At 71.3% G+C, this 16,041-nt stretch carries 15 protein-coding genes; 8 read left to right on the top strand and 7 right to left on the bottom strand.

What is annotated here, in order from left to right:
• The first annotated feature begins 43 nt into the window (after positions 1-43).
• Complete coding sequence (locus ACZ7CD_RS10685) at positions 44-1,237, top strand: 8-amino-7-oxononanoate synthase (protein WP_360390818.1); 1,194 nt, start codon at positions 44-46, stop codon at positions 1,235-1,237.
• On the opposite strand, the gene ACZ7CD_RS10680 is transcribed toward ACZ7CD_RS10685, so the two are convergent.
• Together ACZ7CD_RS10680 and ACZ7CD_RS10675 are read right to left on the bottom strand one after the other, a co-directional pair.
• Positions 1,191-1,649: a GNAT family N-acetyltransferase gene (locus ACZ7CD_RS10680; RefSeq protein WP_360390821.1), complete on the bottom strand. Its 459-nt coding sequence runs from the start codon at positions 1,647-1,649 to the stop codon at positions 1,191-1,193. The two genes, ACZ7CD_RS10685 and ACZ7CD_RS10680, sit on opposite strands and share 47 nt — an antisense overlap.
• Before the next feature lie 13 nt (positions 1,650-1,662).
• Entirely contained in the window at positions 1,663-2,394 is a 732-nt protein-coding gene (locus tag ACZ7CD_RS10675) for a S1 family peptidase (protein ID WP_458430647.1), read from the bottom strand.
• A gap of 148 nt (positions 2,395-2,542) precedes the next feature.
• Between ACZ7CD_RS10675 and ACZ7CD_RS10670 the strand changes: the two genes are divergently transcribed.
• A complete protein-coding gene (locus tag ACZ7CD_RS10670) occupies positions 2,543-3,151 on the top strand; it encodes a LysE family translocator (RefSeq protein WP_470378794.1) in 609 nt (202 codons plus the stop codon).
• Positions 3,152-3,188: 37 nt separating this feature from the next.
• On the opposite strand, the gene ACZ7CD_RS10665 is transcribed toward ACZ7CD_RS10670, so the two are convergent.
• The 3 genes from ACZ7CD_RS10665 to ACZ7CD_RS10655 form a co-directional block, all read right to left on the bottom strand.
• Entirely contained in the window at positions 3,189-3,638 is a 450-nt protein-coding gene (locus ACZ7CD_RS10665; protein WP_458430645.1) for a GNAT family N-acetyltransferase, read from the bottom strand.
• 65 nt (positions 3,639-3,703) lie between these two features.
• Complete coding sequence (locus ACZ7CD_RS10660) at positions 3,704-4,495, bottom strand: S1 family peptidase (RefSeq protein ID WP_360390832.1); 792 nt, start codon at positions 4,493-4,495, stop codon at positions 3,704-3,706.
• A gap of 15 nt (positions 4,496-4,510) precedes the next feature.
• A complete protein-coding gene (locus ACZ7CD_RS10655) occupies positions 4,511-5,530 on the bottom strand; it encodes a M48 family metallopeptidase (RefSeq protein WP_458430643.1) in 1,020 nt (339 codons plus the stop codon).
• A gap of 69 nt (positions 5,531-5,599) precedes the next feature.
• Between ACZ7CD_RS10655 and ACZ7CD_RS10650 the strand changes: the two genes are divergently transcribed.
• The 5 genes from ACZ7CD_RS10650 to srmL all read left to right on the top strand — a co-directional run bounded on the left by ACZ7CD_RS10650 (position 5,600) and on the right by srmL (position 12,178).
• Complete coding sequence (locus ACZ7CD_RS10650) at positions 5,600-6,493, top strand: alpha/beta hydrolase (protein WP_360390839.1); 894 nt, start codon at positions 5,600-5,602, stop codon at positions 6,491-6,493.
• A 76-nt stretch (positions 6,494-6,569) separates the two neighbouring features.
• The gene (locus ACZ7CD_RS10645) at positions 6,570-8,402 is read left to right on the top strand and encodes an ABC transporter ATP-binding protein (protein ID WP_470378902.1); all 1,833 of its coding nucleotides are present in this window, start codon (positions 6,570-6,572) and stop codon (positions 8,400-8,402) included.
• A gap of 38 nt (positions 8,403-8,440) precedes the next feature.
• Entirely contained in the window at positions 8,441-9,094 is a 654-nt protein-coding gene (locus ACZ7CD_RS10640) for a CatB-related O-acetyltransferase (protein ID WP_360391490.1), read from the top strand.
• A 41-nt stretch (positions 9,095-9,135) separates the two neighbouring features.
• On the top strand, positions 9,136-11,016 hold the full coding sequence (locus ACZ7CD_RS10635) for a patatin (protein WP_470370751.1): 1,881 nt from the start codon (positions 9,136-9,138) through the stop codon (positions 11,014-11,016).
• Positions 11,017-11,149: 133 nt separating this feature from the next.
• Positions 11,150-12,178, top strand: a complete 1,029-nt coding sequence (srmL, locus tag ACZ7CD_RS10630) for a PheS-related mystery ligase SrmL (protein WP_470378793.1) — start codon at positions 11,150-11,152, stop codon at positions 12,176-12,178.
• On the opposite strand, the gene ACZ7CD_RS10625 is transcribed toward srmL, so the two are convergent.
• On the bottom strand, positions 12,151-12,948 hold the full coding sequence (locus tag ACZ7CD_RS10625) for an SAM-dependent methyltransferase (protein ID WP_458430640.1): 798 nt from the start codon (positions 12,946-12,948) through the stop codon (positions 12,151-12,153). The genes srmL and ACZ7CD_RS10625 overlap by 28 nt on opposite strands.
• Before the next feature lie 162 nt (positions 12,949-13,110).
• Between ACZ7CD_RS10625 and lon the strand changes: the two genes are divergently transcribed.
• Positions 13,111-15,462, top strand: a complete 2,352-nt coding sequence (lon, locus tag ACZ7CD_RS10620; RefSeq protein ID WP_470378792.1) for an endopeptidase La — start codon at positions 13,111-13,113, stop codon at positions 15,460-15,462.
• 60 nt (positions 15,463-15,522) lie between these two features.
• On the opposite strand, the gene ACZ7CD_RS10615 is transcribed toward lon, so the two are convergent.
• Complete coding sequence (locus tag ACZ7CD_RS10615) at positions 15,523-15,990, bottom strand: AMIN-like domain-containing (lipo)protein (RefSeq protein ID WP_360390854.1); 468 nt, start codon at positions 15,988-15,990, stop codon at positions 15,523-15,525.
• Positions 15,991-16,041 lie beyond the last annotated feature (51 nt).

Raw genomic sequence — 16,041 nt, 5'->3', positions numbered from 1 at the left:
GAGCGGCACGCTAGTCGGCGGATGGGAGACTCAGTCGGTGAGCGTGAGCACAACTGAGGCGTCGTCCAGCGGTGGTGAGGCGACGTTCGACTGGATCGACGTCAGGGCCCAGGCGCGCGCCAAGGCGGGTCTGTCCCGGCGCCTGCGGCCGCGCCAGGCCGACTCGGCGGACCTCGACCTCGCGAGCAACGACTACCTGGGGCTCGCGCGGGACAAGCGGGTCGCAGGGGCGGCCGCCGCGGCGACGCTCAAGTGGGGTGCGGGGTCGACGGGATCGCGCCTGGTCTCGGGGTCGACGGAGCTGCACGCCGAGCTGGAGTACGAGCTCGCGAACTTCTGCGGCAGCCAGTCGGCGCTGGTGTTCTCCTCCGGCTACGCGGCGAACCTCGGCGCGGTCACCGCGCTCACCGGCCCCGGCACGGCGATCGTCGCCGACCAGCACATCCACGCCTCGCTGATCGACGGCACGCGGCTGTCCAAGGCCGACGTCGTGGTCGCGGAGCACTGCAACGTGGGCAAGGTCCGGCACGCGCTGGAGACCCGCGGCAAGCGGCGCGCGATCGTGGTGACCGACTCGGTGTTCTCCGTGGACGGCGACATCGCCCCGCTCGCCGAGCTGCACGAGGCCTGCCGCGCGAACGGTGCCGGGCTCGTGGTCGACGACGCGCACGGCCTCGGCGTCGTGGGCCCCGGCGGGCGCGGCGCGGTCGCGGAGGCCGGGCTCGTGCGGGCACCGGACGTGGTCACGACGCTGACGCTCAGCAAGTCGCTGGGCGCCCAGGGCGGTGCGGTGCTCGGACCGAGCCGGGTGATCAAGCACCTCGTCGACACCGCGCGCACGTTCATCTTCGACACCGGTCTCGCCCCGGCCAGCGCCGCCGCCGCACTGGCCGCCATCAAGATCCTGCGCGAGGAGCCGGACCGCCCCGAGCGCGCGCTGACCGTGGCGCACGACCTGAGCTTCCGCCTGAAGGAGGCCGGGTTCCAGGTCAGCACGCCGACCGCGGCGGTGGTGAGCGTGCGGGCCCCTTCGCCGGATCAGGCGTTCCGGTGGGCCGAGGCGTGCCGCACCAACGGCGTGGTCGTCGGCTGCTTCCGCCCGCCGTCGGTGCCGGACCAGATCTCGCGCCTGCGGCTCACCGCGCGCGCCGACCTGACCGAGGCCGACATCGAGCGCGCGGTGCGCGTGATCACGGAGTGCGCCGCATCCGCAGGTGTGGAATCCCGTCCTCGATGAACTCGGCGCCCTCGGGCACGAAGCCGAACGAGGCGTAGAAGTCGGTGACGTAGGTCTGCGCGTCCAGCACGCACGGCGCGGTACCGACGTCGACCAGCGCCGCCTGCACGAGCCGGCGGCTGAACCCGCGGCCGCGGGCCATCCGGCCGGTCACGACGCGGCCGATGCGGAACGTGCCGCCGGGTTCCTCGGTGAGCCGCAGGTACGCCAGCGGCTCGTGCGTCGCGTCCGCCTCCAGCCAGAAGTGCCGGGTGCCCTGCTCCAGGTCGCGGCCGTCCACGTCGGCGTAGACGCAGTTCTGCTCGACGACGAACACGTCCTGGCGCAGCCGCAGGATCGCGTAGAGCTGGGCGGGGCTCAGGTCGAGCCCCCACTGCCGGCGCAGGGTGGCCGGGAACGGTGTGGTTCGCACCGGACCTTGGATATCAGAAGCCGACCGTGGACCGGTAGTGAGCCAGCCGCGTGTAGACGCCCGGCTCGTCCGGCCGCGCACACCCGCGCCCGTACGACACGACACCGGCGAGCCTGCCCTTGACGACCAGCGGCCCGCCCGAGTCGCCGGTGCACGCGTCCTTGCCGCCGCGCCCGGCGCACAGCATCGCCCCCGGCCGGTAGTCCGGCTCCTTCGCCGCGCACTCGCCGTCCGGCAGGATCGGCACCGTCACCTTGCGCAGCGACATCGCGGGTTTGTCGAGCTCCGCGGTGCGGCCCCAGCCGAGCACGACACCGCTCTCGCCCGCGTCGCCCAGCGCGATCGTCCGGTACGGCAGCTCCCGGTCCAGCGTCAGCACCGCCACGTCGTCGCCCTGCGTGACGTCCTTGAAGTCGGGGTGGCGCCACACGTTCGTCACCGCCGCCTCGGCACCCTCGGTCGTGCGCAGGTCCGTGCGGCCCGCGATCACCCGCATGTGCTCGACCGGGCGCTGGGTGCGGCCCGCGAGGCCCTTCACCGTGGCGCAGTGGGCCGCCGTCACGACCTTGTCCGGGGCGACGAGCGCGCCACCGCAGATCAGCTGCCCGTCCGGGGTGGTGATCGCCACAACCCAGGGCGTGTCGGCCGCCCGCGCGGGTGTCCCCCCGACGATCGCGTTCGCCGTCGCTGCCCCGCTGACCAGCGGGACAACGGCGGCGAGCACGGCAAACCGCTTACCCCTCACGGGTCACTCCTCGTTGCGCCAGGTGGACGATTGGTCACCAACGGTAGCGAGCACGTTAGGACGGCGTCAAAACCGGAGAATTTGGTGTTAGTGTTCCATCTGGCCGGAGATTTTACGGTCAGTGTCGTAGATCACGGGGGTATGTGCGGTGTTGTTCGACTTCGGCCAGGTTCCGGCCTTCCTCATCGCGTGTGCGGTCGTCATCGTGACCCCCGGTGTCGACGCGTTCCTGCTGCTGCGCACGTCGCTGCGGTCGGGAGTGCGGTCGGGGCTGCTCGCGCTGGCCGGCATCCACACGGCCGCCGCGGTCCAGGTGGCGCTGGTGATCTCGGGCCTGGGAGTGGTGCTCGCCCGGTACCCGGCGGTGCTCGTCGCGTTGCGCTGGATCGGTGCCGGGTACCTGCTCTACCTCGCGGTTTCCATCGCGCGCGGGCTGCTGAAGCGCGGTGTGCGGGAGCCGGAGGAGGTCGTCGGCGACCGGCCGTTCCGGCAGGGCTTCCTGACCAACATCACGAACCCGAAGATGATCCTGTTCGCGCTGGCGTTCCTGCCGCAGTTCATCGGATCGGGTGAACCGGCAGCGCAGCTCACGATGCTCGCGGCGGTGTTCCTCGGCCTGGCCGCGGTGTGGGAGCTGATGATCGTGCTGGCGGCGAGCAGCGTCGCAGGACGGCTGCGCCGGCCCGGGGTCACGAAGGCGCTGGACGTGGTGTGCGCGACCGTGTTCTTCACGATGTCCGTCGGCCTCGTGGTCTGAGACGGCTCACCGCGGCGGCCGGTCCGGGGACGGGCCGTCAGGACGTCCGCACGCGCAGCCGGGGCAGCACCCGGCCGGGGATGGAGCCCGACGGCGACTCACCGATGCGTTCGGCGCCCATCCGCAGGTAGAACCCCTCGGCGTACGGGTCGGCATCGATGTCGAGGTGGTCGTAGCCGGCGGCGGACGCCACGGCGTGGTCCCACAGCGCACGACCGAGCCCGGTGCCGATCGCGGCCGGCTCCACCCACAGGTCGGTGAGCTCACCCGCCGGCGGCGTCCCGCCGATGCCGTACCAGCCCAGCACGACGCCGTCCCGTTCGGCGACCACGTGCAGCCGCCGCTCCACGTCCTCCGGCCGGACGGTGAGCTCGGCGCGCACGGCCTCCAGGAACGCCGCGTCGTAGGGCCAGTGCGCCTTGGCCGCCAGCGCCAGCTCGGTCAGCACGCCCGCCTCGTCCGGCCGGGCCCGTCGCAGCACCACCACGGGCCCAGGCTGGCACAGCGCCGGGCCCGCGGCGATCGGGTTTCACGGCCGGACCGGGCGGGTCCTCACGCCGGGGGCTCCTCCGCGGGAGGCTCCTCCGCCGGGGGTTCCACGACGCCCACGACCGGCTGGAGGTCCTTCGCGTACCGGGCGACCCGGACGTACACGCCGGGCTTGCCCCTGCGCGCGCAGCCCTCGCCCCACGACGTGACGCCGACGAGCCTGCCCGCCGCCACGACCGGGCCGCCGGAGTCGCCCTGGCAGGTGTCGACCTTGCCCTCGGGGTAGCCGGCGCAGAACATGTCCGCCCGCACGAACTGCGGGTAGGAGCCCGCGCAGTCGGCGTCGGGCAGCACCGGCACCGTCGCCCCCATCAGGTAGCGGGAGGTCCTGCCGTTCTCGCTGGTGCGGCCCCAGCCGAGCGCCCGCAGCGGGGTGCCGGGCCGGTAGAGGTCGGTGTCGGCCTGCCCGGCGATCGGCAGCGGGGTGAACGGCAGCGGCGTGGCCATGGTCAGCACGGCGAGGTCCTCGCCCCGGTCGGCGGCCACGTACTGCCGGTGGACCCAGACCTCGACCGGCGTGGCGACCACGCCCTCCGAGCTCTTCTTGTCCTCGCGGCCCGCGACGACGCGGAACTGGGAGGCTGGCCGGCCGACCGCGCAGTGCGCCGCCGTCAGGACCTTCGTCGGGGCGACGATCGTGCCGCCGCAGAACTGGTAGCCGTTCGGGTCGGTCAGGTAGACGACCCACGGGGTCGTGGCGATGGGGACCCGTTCACCGCCGACGACCTGTTCGTCGGCGGCAGCGGTGCCCGCCGTCAGGAGCAGAGCCAGGACCACAACAGCGAGTCGTCTCATGACTCCAGATGGTAGCTACTCCGCTGGTCCATTTGGAGCAACTTTGCTCCACATCTTTCCCGCGGCACCCATCACGGTCTCGCCGATGTCGTTGATCGTCTTGATCAGCGGGTCCGCTGAGCTGCTCGCCGACTCCCGGTAGGACCGCGCCGCGCTCTTGACGTCGTCGGTGAGGTTGCTCGTCGGGTGGTCGTCCTCGCGGCGCGGGTAGACGCCGGTGAGGATCTCCCGGTACTCCTCGCCCGCGGCCCAGCGCTGCAGCTGCGCGGCCCTGACCACGGCCAGCGGGTGCGAGCGGCGCTCGTTGTCCATCAGCTTCAGGATGCTGTCGCGGATGTCCTCGCCCTCGTACTCCTTCGCCTGTTCGAGGAACGCCGCGATGTCGACCTGGCCGCCGATGTCGCCCGCGAACGCGAGGTGCACGCGCAGCGCCGCCTGCGGGTCCTGGCAAGCGAGCAGCCCGGCCCGGTCGCAGGACAGCTCGGTCTTGCGCTGCCACTCGTAGAGGGCGGCGATGACCGCGCGCAGGGCGAACGCGCCCGCCGGCATCCAGCCGAACGCGTACTGCAGGTTGAGCAGGCGTTCCAGGATGGTGTTGTAGAGCCCGTGGCCGGACATCGCGTGGCCGGTCTCGTGCCCGAGGACGAACCGCAGCTCCTCGCGGTCGAACCGCTCGACCAGCGCGGAGTTCAGCACGATGAACGGCTTGTCGATGCCCCGCGTGAACGCGTTGACCTCCGGAGAGTGCCGGACGAAGACCTCCGGCGCCTCCTCCAGGTCGAACGCGGCGGCGACCTCGTTCTGGATGCGGTGCAGGTCCGGGTACTGCTTCGGGCCCACCCGCACCGAGGAGGCGACCTGGACCAGGCGTTCCCCGCGTTCGGAGAACGCCGCCGCGACCGCCTTGACGATCGGTGCCACGGCCGGCACGGCGCGGAGCACGGCGAGCGCGCCCCGGTCGGCTGGGTGTTCGTAGGCGCGCGAGCTGATCCCCGGGAAGCGCACCCTCGACGACTGTTCGATGTCCCCCGTCATCGGTCCAGGTTAGACACGATCCGGACAAGGGTGCGCGGAATCGCCGGTTTTCGGGAGCAGACTGGCGCCGTGAGCGACGAAGACACCACGGTCCTGCCGTTGCGCGGCGGGGCCACCGCGACCCTGGTCCGCAGGCGGGCCGCGCAGGCCGACCGCGGCGCGATCCTCTACGTGCACGGGTTCGCCGACTACTTCTTCCAGGAGCACGTCGCCGAGCACTACAACGCTCAGGGCTACGACTTCTACGCCGTGGACCTGCGCGGCTACGGGCGGTCGTTGCGCGACGGCGAGGTGCCGAACTACACGACCGACATGGCCGTGTACTTCGAGGAGATCGACGCGGCCGTCGCCGTCGTCCGCGCCGAGCACTCGCGGGTCGTGCTGATGGGCCACTCGACCGGGGGGCTCACGACGTCGCTGTGGGCGCACGAACGGCGCTCGGAGGACCTGATCGACGCCCTCGTGCTCAACAGCCCGTGGCTGGACGTCGTCGAACCGCCGCTCCTGCGGCGGGTGGTGAAGCTGCTCGGGAAGGTCGCGCCCTCGGTGAAGGTCCGCGGCGGGCTGGGCGACGCGTACGGCGCCTCGATCCACTCCTCGCGCAACGGCGAGTGGGACTTCGACCTGAGGTGGAAGCCGCTCGACGGGTTCCCGGTGCTGGCCGGGTGGATCCGCGCGGTGCTCGTGGCGCAGGAGAAGGTGCACGCCGGGCTCGACGTGCGCGTGCCCGTGCTGGTGCTGCACTCCGACCGCAGCACGCTCGGCGCCCGCGAGTGGAACGAGGACGTGGCGAAGGCCGACGCGGTGCTCGACGTCGAGGGCATGCGCAGGTGGGGACCGAAGCTCGGCACGTCCGTGAAGGTCGTGGAGATCAAGGCCGGCCTGCACGACCTGTTCCTGTCGCCGGAACCGGTGCGCGCGGCGGCGCTGGCGGAGGTCGACGCGTTCTTGAAAACGGCTTGACCTCGACTCAGCTGGAGGTCGCAGACTGGGCGTCGTGAACATCGACTTCAACGCCTGGTACGCGCTCGAAAGCGCGATGCAGGACAAGGAGAACCGCCGCGTCAGCCGGGCGACGTTGAAGCGCGTCGCCCGGTTCGCCCGTCCGCAGCGGCGTGCGGTGCTGGCCCTGCTCGCCACCAGCGCGGTGGCCGCGGTGCTGGCGGTGGCGAGCCCGGTCCTGGCCGGCCGCGTGGTCGACACGATCATCGGCGGCCGCGACCTGGACCTGGTGGTGTGGCTGGCACTCGCGATCGCCGGCGTCGCCGTGCTGGAGGCCGGTTTCTCGCTGGCCGAGCGCTGGCAGTCCGCCCGCGTCGGCGAGGACCTGATCCTGCGGCTGCGGCAGTCCGTCTTCGACCACGTGCAGCGCATGCCGATCGCGTTCTTCACCCGCACCCGCACCGGCGCCCTGGTCTCCCGGCTCAACAACGACGTGATCGCCGCGCAGCGGGCGTTCTCCGAGACGATCTCCGGTGTCGTCACGAACCTGATCGCGCTGGTGCTCACGCTGGTCGTGATGCTGACGCTGTCGTGGCAGGTCACCGTTCTCGCGATGGCGCTGCTGCCGGTGTTCCTGATCCCGGCGCGGCGCATGGGCAGGCGCCTGGCGTCCATGCACCGCGAGGCCGCGAACCTCGACTCGGCCATGACGACCCAGATGACCGAGCGGTTCTCCGCTCCCGGCGCGACCCTGATCAAGCTCTTCGGCCGTCCCGCCCTGGAAAGCGCGGAGTTCGGTGCGCGCGCTCGTCGTGTGCGTGACATCGGTGTGCGCACGGCCGTTGCGCAGTGGCTGTTCCTGGTGGCGTTGACGTTGGTGTCGTCGCTGGCCCTTGCGTTGGTCTACGGCCTCGGCGGCTACTTCGCGTTCATGGGTCAGATGGCACCCGGCACGATCGTGACGCTGGCGCTGCTGCTGACGCGCCTCTACGCCCCGTTGACCGCCTTGGCCGGTGCACGTGTGGACGTGATGACGGCGCTGGTGTCGTTCGAGCGCGTCTTCGAGGTGCTCGACCTGCCGCCGCTGATCAAGGAGGAGCCCGACGCGGTCTCCGTGCCCGACGGCCCGGTCTCGGTGGAGTTCGACGACGTCCACTTCGCCTACCCGGCCGCGGACAAGGTCTCCCTGGCCTCGCTGGAGGAGGTCGCCACCCTCGACACCCGCGGCGGTGACGCGGTCCTGCGCGGCATCTCCTTCACGGCCGCGCCGGGCTCGCTGATCGCACTGGTCGGCGCCTCGGGTGCGGGCAAGTCGACGATCGCCTCCCTGCTCCCCCGCCTGTACGACGCCGACTCCGGCGCCGTCCGGCTGTCCGGTGTGGACGTCCGCACGCTGTCGTTCGACTCGTTGCGCGAGACCGTCGGCATGGTGACGCAGGACGGCCACCTGTTCCACGAGTCGATCGGCGCCAACCTGCGCCTCGCCGCACCGGCCGCCACCGACGAGGAGCTGTGGGACGCCCTGCGCCGCGCCCGCCTCGCCGACCTGGTGTCGTCGTTGCCCGACCAGCTCGACACGGTCGTCGGCGAACGCGGCTACCGCCTGTCCGGCGGCGAGCGCCAGCGCCTCACCATCGCCCGCCTGCTGCTCGCCAAGCCCCGCGTCGTGATCCTGGACGAGGCCACCGCGCACCTGGACTCCCGCTCCGAGGCGGCCGTGCAGGAGGCACTGGTGGAAGCCCTCGCCGGCCGCACCTCGCTGGTGATCGCCCACCGCCTGTCCACCGTCCGCGCCGCCGACCAGATCCTCGTCGTCGACGCCGGCCAGGTCGTCGAACGCGGCACCCACGAGTCCCTGCTGGGCCTCGGCGGCCACTACGCCAAGCTGTACCGCACCCAGTTCAGCGAAGAGCCGATCGGAGCGCCGTGACCATCCCCTCGCCCGACAACCTCTACCCGTTGCCGGACATGCCCCGCACCGTGCTCCTCAAGCCGTTGGTCAAGAACCCGCAGATCGAGATCGGCGAGTACACCTACTACGACGACCCGCACCACGCCATGGAGTTCGAGCACCGCAACGTGCTCTACAACTTCGGCCCCGAGAAGCTGGTCATCGGCCGCTACTGCGCGCTGGCAGAAGGGGTGCGGTTCATCATGTCCGGCGCCAACCACGGCATGTCCGGCGTGTCGGCGTTCCCGTTCACGATCTTCGGCGGGGCCTGGGCGGAGAAGACGCTGGACATCGCGCTGGGGGCGCCGTCGCGCGGGGACACGGTGGTGGGCAACGACGTGTGGCTCGGGTACCGGTCGGTGGTCATGCCCGGCGTGCGGATCGGTGACGGGGCGATCGTGGCCGCCGGGTCGGTGGTGGTCGGGGACGTGCCCGCGTACGGGATCGTCGGCGGCAACCCGGCCCGGCTGCTGCGGACGCGGTACAGCGACGAGGAGGTCGCCGTGCTGCAACGGGTCGCGTGGTGGGAGTGGCCCGTGGAGAAGGTGACGGAGCACGTGCGGGTGATCATGGCGGGGACACCGGCCGAGCTGGCCGCGGTCGCGGCGGCGGAAGGCTTGCAGGACCCGCCGGCAGCACGGGACGGGACCGGTTCGGTGGCGTCTGAGTGAACATCGCTGACGGACCGTGGTGATCGCGCGACCATGGGCACATGGAGTACGACCGCTACTGCGACCTGACGATGCGCGGCGGCACGACCAGCGGAGTCGTGTACCCGCTGGCTGTCGCGTCGCTGGCACGCCACTACGAGTTCCGGCAGATCGGCGGCGCGTCGGCGGGGGCGATCGCCGCGGCGTTCGCCGCCGCCGCCGAGAAGGGGCGCGGCAGCGGCGGGTTCGAGAAGCTCGCGGGGCTGGTCGACTGGTTCGCCGGCGGCACCGGGGCGGACCGGTGGCGGCTGGCGCAGCTGTTCCAGCCGAACGCCAAGACGCGCGCGCTGTACCGGATCGTCGTCGCCACCATGCAGCAGCGGGCGACGACCGGGCGCAGTGCGGTGTCGTGCCTGTTCTTCGCGTTGCTCGGCGCGGTCGGGTTGCGGGCGAAGGCCGTGCTCGGGCTGATGGCGCTGCTGTGGCTGACCGGGCCGGTGCTGTGGTCGGCGTGGCTGGCGCCGCGGGAGTACCTGCCGTGGCTCGCGATAGCGCTCACGGTCGTGGCGGTGGCATGTGTGCCGTTGGTGTTGTGGCCGTTGCGGAACAGCTTGCCTTGGCAGGCATGGGTGTTCATGGCGGTGCCGCTGGTGCTCGGCATGGTGTTCGCCCGGCACTACGGCACGGCGGCGGTCGTGTTGCTGGTGTGGCTGGTGTTGACGCTGGCGATGGTCAGCGCGTTGATCGCCACGTACGCGTATGCGATGCAGCGGTACATGAAGAACAACGCGCGCGCCGTCCACTTCGGACTCGTGCCGGGCACGGGTGACTTCCGGCCGTCGTGGCTCGACCGGTTGGCGGGGGTGCCGAAGTCGACCGGGGTGCCGCCGCTCGCGGACTGGCTGGCGGACCGGCTCGACGAGCTCGCGGGCACCGAACGCGCGTTGACGTTCGGGGATCTGGGCGAGGTCAACCTCGTGCTGATGACCACCGACCTGTCCGAGGGGCGGCCGTACCGGTTGCCGCTCAGCGAGGAGTGGCAGTACTGCGAGGAGTGCCTGGGGTACGTGCTGCCGCGACGGGTCGTGGAGCAGCTGGACGGCGTACCGGCGGACGGCCGGTGCCCGCTGCACGAGCACATGCCGTTGCGGCAGCTGCCGGGCCGGGAGCGGTTGCCGGTGGTGGTGGCGGTGCGGATGAGCCTGTCGTTCCCCGGCCTGATCGCGGCGGTGCCGCTGTGCCGCGGCGGGAAGGTGCACTGGTTCTCCGACGGCGGGATCACCAGCAACTTCCCGATCCACTTCTTCGACGCGCTGCTGCCGCGGTGGCCCACGTTCGGGCTGAGCCTGCAGTCCTACCCCGACGGCGACACGGCTGAGGTGTGGCTGCCCGAGCAGGACGCGTCGGACAGCGGGACGCCCTACCGGCAGCTCACGTCGATGCCGGGATTCCTGATGTCCATCCTGGACACGTTCCTCGACTGGCGGGACACGATGCAGTCGGCGCTGCCCGGCTACCGCGGCCGCATCGCGCACGTGCGCCAGGCGGAGGACGAGGGCGGCACGAACCTGTTCATGACGCCCGAGACCATCCGCACGCTGGCGTTGCGCGGGCAGAAGGCCGGCGATCTGCTGCGCGAGCGGTTCACGCAGCAGCAGAACACCGACCGCTACCGCTGGATCCGGCTGCGCATGGCGTTGCGCGAGTACCAGGAGCTCGGCGTGCAGGCCGAGGACCGCGAGGCGCTCTACGACGCCGTGCTCGCCCGGTTCGAGATCCCCGAGGCGCTGCACGAGTGGTTCCGCACCCCACCGGCGGACGGCGACCCGTACCGCGACGCGATCGAGGTCGCGCTGGACGACGTGGGCCGGCTCGCGGAGGGCGGTCCGTTCGACGGGGTACCGCCGGTGGACCCGGATCTGCGGCTGACACCGCCCGAGTGAGCGCGCTACCCTCGTGGACATGACGCGCCGATTCAGCCACCCCCGACCCGCGGCGGTGGCGCGCGCCTGAACCACCTTCCCGTCGGTCGGGGGACCTCGCACCAGCACCCCACGCCGAGAACGGGAAGAACCCATGTACCGCACCGATGAACTCGTGCGCGCCCTGAAGGTCCGCGACCTCACCGATCCCGCCCAGGGCCCGCACGCGATGCAACTGCTGATCGCCGACCTCAAGGCAGCGTTGCCGGACACGAGAGAAGTGCGCCACCATCCGCTCGTACCGGTGGAGCACAACTACGAGCACCTCGGCTATCCCGCCGACGCCATCACGCGCGATGCCCGCTACACGAGGTACGTCAGCGAGACGTGCATGTTGCGCAGCCACACGACGGCGATGATCCCGCCCGCTCTCAAGGACGCGCGGCCCGACGTCACGCTCCTGTGCCCCGGTCTGGTCTACCGCCGTGACACGGTCGACAGGCTGCACACGGGCACACCGCACCAGCTCGACCTCTGGCGCATAACGCACGGAGCCGAACCGCTCGAAGAACTGATCCACGTGGTCGTGAGCACAGTTCTCCCCGGCAAGCGCTACCGCACGATCGACGCCGAACACCCGTACACCACGCACGGCAAGCAGATCGACGTGTGGCACGACGGCCAGTGGGTGGAGATCGGCGAGTGCGGGTACGCGGCGCGGCACGTCCTCAAGGACCACCCGCACGGGCTTGCGATGGGGCTGGGCCTCGACCGGTTGGTGATGCTGCGCAAGGGCGTTCCCGACATCCGCCTGCTGCGCAACGGGGACGCGCGCATCGCGGAGCAGATGCGGGACCTGGCCGAGTACCGCCCGATCTCCCGGCACCCGGCCGCGACCAGGGACATCTCGATCGTGGCCGACGGGCACGAGGACGCCGAGACGCTCGGTGACCGGATTCGCGCGCTGGACCCGCAGGACCTGGTCGAGGAGATCGCGGTTCTCAGCGAGACACCGGCCGAGGAGCTGCCCGCGCACGTCCGGGAGCGCCTCGGTGCCCAGCTGGGGCAGAAGAACGTGCTCATCCGCGTGACGATGAGGGCGCCGGAGCGCACCCTCACCGACCGCGAGACGAACGAGCTGAGGGACCGGCTGCTTCAGCGCTTGCGGGCGACCGCGCCGTAGATGCTGATGCGGTCCTCGTAGGAGTCCGGGCGCCACTCGTTCACCGGGACGACGCCCGGCTCCAGCACGTCCATGCCGTCGAAGAAGCGGACGACCTCGGCGTGCGAGCGGACGCTGATCGCGTTGTCGGTGCTGCGGTACACCGCCATGACCTGCGCGGCCTCCTCCTGTTCCTGCGGCGAGAGGCCGTCGTGGGTGGCGTGCGTGATCGCCAGGTACGAGCCGGAGGGGAACGCGGCCATGTACTCGGCGGCGGCGCCGTACGGGTCGTCGGAGTCGGGCACGAAGTGCAGGGCCGCGATGATCAGCACCGCGACCGGCCGGTCGAAGTCGAGGACGTCGCGGGCGGCGTGCAGCACCTTCGCGGGCGCGCGCAGGTCGGCCTGCAACGCCGTGGCGTGCGGGTTGTCGGCGAGCAGCGCGGTGCTGTGGGCCACGGCGACGGGCTCGAAGTCCACGTAGACCACGCGTGCCGACGGGTTGTCCTGCTGGGCGATCTCGTGGACGTTGCCCACGGTCGGGATGCCGGAGCCCAGGTCGAGGAACTGGTCGACGCCCTCCGCGACCAGGTGGCGCACGGCCCTGCGCAGGAACGAGCGGTTGGCCCCCGCGCTGTGGGCGATGCCGGGGAAGATCTTCTCCACCTGCTTGGCGGCGGCGCGGTCGGCTTCGAAGTTGTGCGAGCCGCCCAGGTAGTAGTCGTACATCCGCGCGACGCTCGGACGCGTGACGTCGACCGTGGACGGGACCCACTTCAGCTCTTCCTTCACGCGAAGATCCTCGCTAATCGCCGCACGGGTGTCCACCGCCACACGCCCGGTCGCCCGCCGTGTCACCCGCTTCCCCGCTCGCTCACAGCGAACGGACCGGGGGAACACCACCCCGCTGAAGTTGGTTGAGCGGTACAGACTCAACTTTGGAGGGTGATGGAGATGGGCGAGACGTTGGCCCTGCCGGTGCTGCCGCTGGACGACGTTGTGGTGCTGCCCGGCATGGTGGTGCCGATCCGCATCTCCGGTGCGGACGCCAGCGCGGAGGCCCGTGCCGCCGTGGACGCCGCCACGACGGCGGCGAACCACCAGGTTCTGCTGGTACCACGGCTGGACGGGAAGTACGCGGCGGTCGGCACACTGGCCGAGATCGAGCAGGTGGGACGCCTGCCGGGCGGTGAGCGCGCGGCGGTCGTGCGCGGTACCAAGCGCGTGCGGATCGGGACGGGGACCACGGGGCCGGGTGCGGCGCTGTGGGTGAACGCGACCGTCACCGACGAGTCGCCGGTCACCGACCGGACGCGGGAGCTGGCCCGCGAGTACCGGGCCATCGTCACGAACGTCCTGCAGACGCGGGGTGCGTGGCAGATGGTCGACTCGGTGCAGCAGATCACCGACCCGTCCGCGCTCGCCGACCTCGCCGGCTACGCGCCCTACCTCGACGAGAAGCAGAAGATCTGGCTGCTGGAGACGAGCGACGTCACCGCGCGGCTGGAGAAGCTGGTCGAGTGGGGACAGGCGCACCTGACCGAGCTCGACGTCAACGAAACGATCGCGAAGGACGTCAAGGAAGGCGTCGAGAAGCAGCAGCGGGAGTTCCTGCTGCGCCAGCAGATGGCCGCGATCCGCAAGGAGCTGGCCGAGCTCGACGGCAAGCCGGCGTCCGAGGAGGCCGACTACCGGGCCCGCGTCGAGGCCGCGAGCCTGCCGGAGAAGGTCGAGAAGGCGGCGCTCGCCGAGGTCGAGAAGATGGAGCGCACCTCGGAGCAGTCGCCGGAGGTGGGCTGGATCCGGACGTGGCTCGACACCGTCCTCGAACTGCCGTGGAACGAGCGAACCGAGGACTCGTACGACATCAAGGCCGCGCGTGAGGTGCTCGACGCCGATCACGCGGGTCTGGACGACGTGAAGCAGCGCATCACCGAGTACCTGGCCGTGCGCAAGCGCCGGGCCGACCGCGGTCTTGGTGTCGTGGGCGGTCGTCGTTCCGGTGCGGTGCTCGCGCTCGTCGGTCCCCCCGGTGTCGGCAAGACGTCGCTGGGCGAGTCCGTGGCGCGCGCCATGGGGCGGAAGTTCGTGCGGGTCGCACTGGGCGGCGTGCGCGACGAGGCCGAGATCCGCGGTCACCGCCGCACATACGTCGGCGCGTTGCCGGGCCGGATCGTCCGCGCGATCAGCGAGGCCGGTTCGATGAACCCGGTCGTGCTGCTCGACGAGATCGACAAGGTCGGCTCCGACTACCGCGGCGACCCGACGGCGGCGTTGCTGGAGGTGCTGGACCCGGCGCAGAACCACACGTTCCGCGACCACTACCTGGAGGTCGAGCTCGACCTCTCGGACGTGGTGTTCCTCGCGACCGCGAACGTGCTGGAGTCGATCCCGGCGCCGCTGCTCGACCGCATGGAGCTCGTGCAGCTCGACGGCTACACCGAGGACGAGAAGGTCACGATCGCCCGCGACCACCTGCTGCCGCGCCAGCTCGACCGGGCCGGTCTCACGGCGCAGGACGTCGCGATCGACGAAGCCGCCCTGCACCAGCTCGCGAGCGAGTACACGCGGGAAGCCGGTGTGCGGCAGCTGGAACGGTCCCTCGCGCGGATTCTGCGCAAGGTGACCGCGAAGGTCGCGCTGGGTGAGCGGGAGCTGCCGATCGAGGTCGACCGGCCGTCGCTCAAGTCGTACCTGGGCAGCCCGAAGAACACGCCCGAGTCGGCGGAGCGGACCTCGGTGCCCGGTGTGGCAACGGGTCTGGCCGTCACGGGCGTCGGCGGTGACGTGCTGTTCATCGAGGCCTCGCTGGCCCCGAAGGACACCGGGTCGACCGGCGTCACGCTCACCGGCCAGCTCGGCGACGTGATGAAGGAGTCGGCGCAGATCGCGTTGTCCTACCTGCGTTCGCACGACGACAAGGCCGCGGCGCTGGCCGACCGGGGTGTGCACATCCACGTCCCGGCGGGTGCGGTGCCGAAGGACGGGCCGTCCGCGGGCGTGACGATGACGACGGCGCTGGCCTCGCTGCTGTCCGGCCGCCCGGTGCGCTCGGACGTGGCGATGACCGGTGAGATCTCGCTGACCGGCCGGGTGCTGCCGATCGGCGGCGTGAAGCAGAAGCTGCTCGCCGCCCACCGCGCCGGCATCACGACCGTGCTGCTGCCCCAGCGCAACGAGCCGGACCTGGACGACGTGCCGGAGTCGGTGCGCGAGCAGCTGACCGTGCACTTCGTCTCGGACGTGTCCGAGGTGCTGCGGCACGCGCTGTCGGCGGAGACGGCCCAGGAGACCGTTGCGGCGTAACGGTCTCCGGTAGACCCCCCGTGGGGGCAGCAGCGGCGACTGCTGCCCCCACGGGGCTTTTCAGTGACCGATGTCGATGACGAGCCGGTTCGGACCCGTCAGCGTGAACACCCGGTGCCACGACGCGGCGTCGCCGTACCCGACGGCGATGCCCAGCGTGGCCTCGAAGTCGCAGGTGAGCGCGACCCCGCGGACGTTCTCCAGACCGGGCGTCGGGAAGTTGCGCGACCCGGTGTAGGTCGGGTTCCCGGCGTCGTCGTGCGCGGCCGCACCGATCAGCGTGACCTCCAGGACCTCGTTCCCGGGAACGGCGACCGGCAGCCCCGACCCGCAGTTCGAAACAGCGGTGACCTCGCGGACCCGGTGCTCGGCCGGCAGGCCGGACAGGTCCAGCACCACCCGGTCGAACCCGGTGTTGCGGCCGGTCCTGATGTCGGACAGCGTCGGTGTGCTCTGCGCCGACGCCGTCGGGACGACTGTGCCGACCGCGAGCACCGCCACCAGCACCGCGGTGAGACGTGTGTTCATCTTCGGCCCCTCTCAAGGTTCGTTCGATGACCTGAGGACGTGTGACCCGGG

This window comes from Lentzea sp. NPDC036949 (genome assembly GCF_055608075.1).
The sequence above is the reverse complement of the archived record's forward strand: the minus strand, read 5'-3'. Positions and strand labels throughout refer to the sequence as shown.

Coding starts and splice junctions, on each gene's coding strand:
- ACZ7CD_RS10660 (WP_360390832.1), bottom strand. CDS start 4,495: ATGAGACGACTCGCTGTTGTGGTCCTGGCTCTGCTCCTGACGGCGGGC.
- ACZ7CD_RS10655 (WP_458430643.1), bottom strand. CDS start 5,530: ATGACGGGGGACATCGAACAGTCGTCGAGGGTGCGCTTCCCGGGGATC.
- ACZ7CD_RS10645 (WP_470378902.1), top strand. CDS start 6,570: ATGCAGGACAAGGAGAACCGCCGCGTCAGCCGGGCGACGTTGAAGCGC.
- ACZ7CD_RS10640 (WP_360391490.1), top strand. CDS start 8,441: ATGCCCCGCACCGTGCTCCTCAAGCCGTTGGTCAAGAACCCGCAGATC.
- ACZ7CD_RS10635 (WP_470370751.1), top strand. CDS start 9,136: ATGGAGTACGACCGCTACTGCGACCTGACGATGCGCGGCGGCACGACC.
- srmL (WP_470378793.1), top strand. CDS start 11,150: ATGTACCGCACCGATGAACTCGTGCGCGCCCTGAAGGTCCGCGACCTC.
- lon (WP_470378792.1), top strand. CDS start 13,111: ATGGGCGAGACGTTGGCCCTGCCGGTGCTGCCGCTGGACGACGTTGTG.
- ACZ7CD_RS10615 (WP_360390854.1), bottom strand. CDS start 15,990: ATGAACACACGTCTCACCGCGGTGCTGGTGGCGGTGCTCGCGGTCGGC.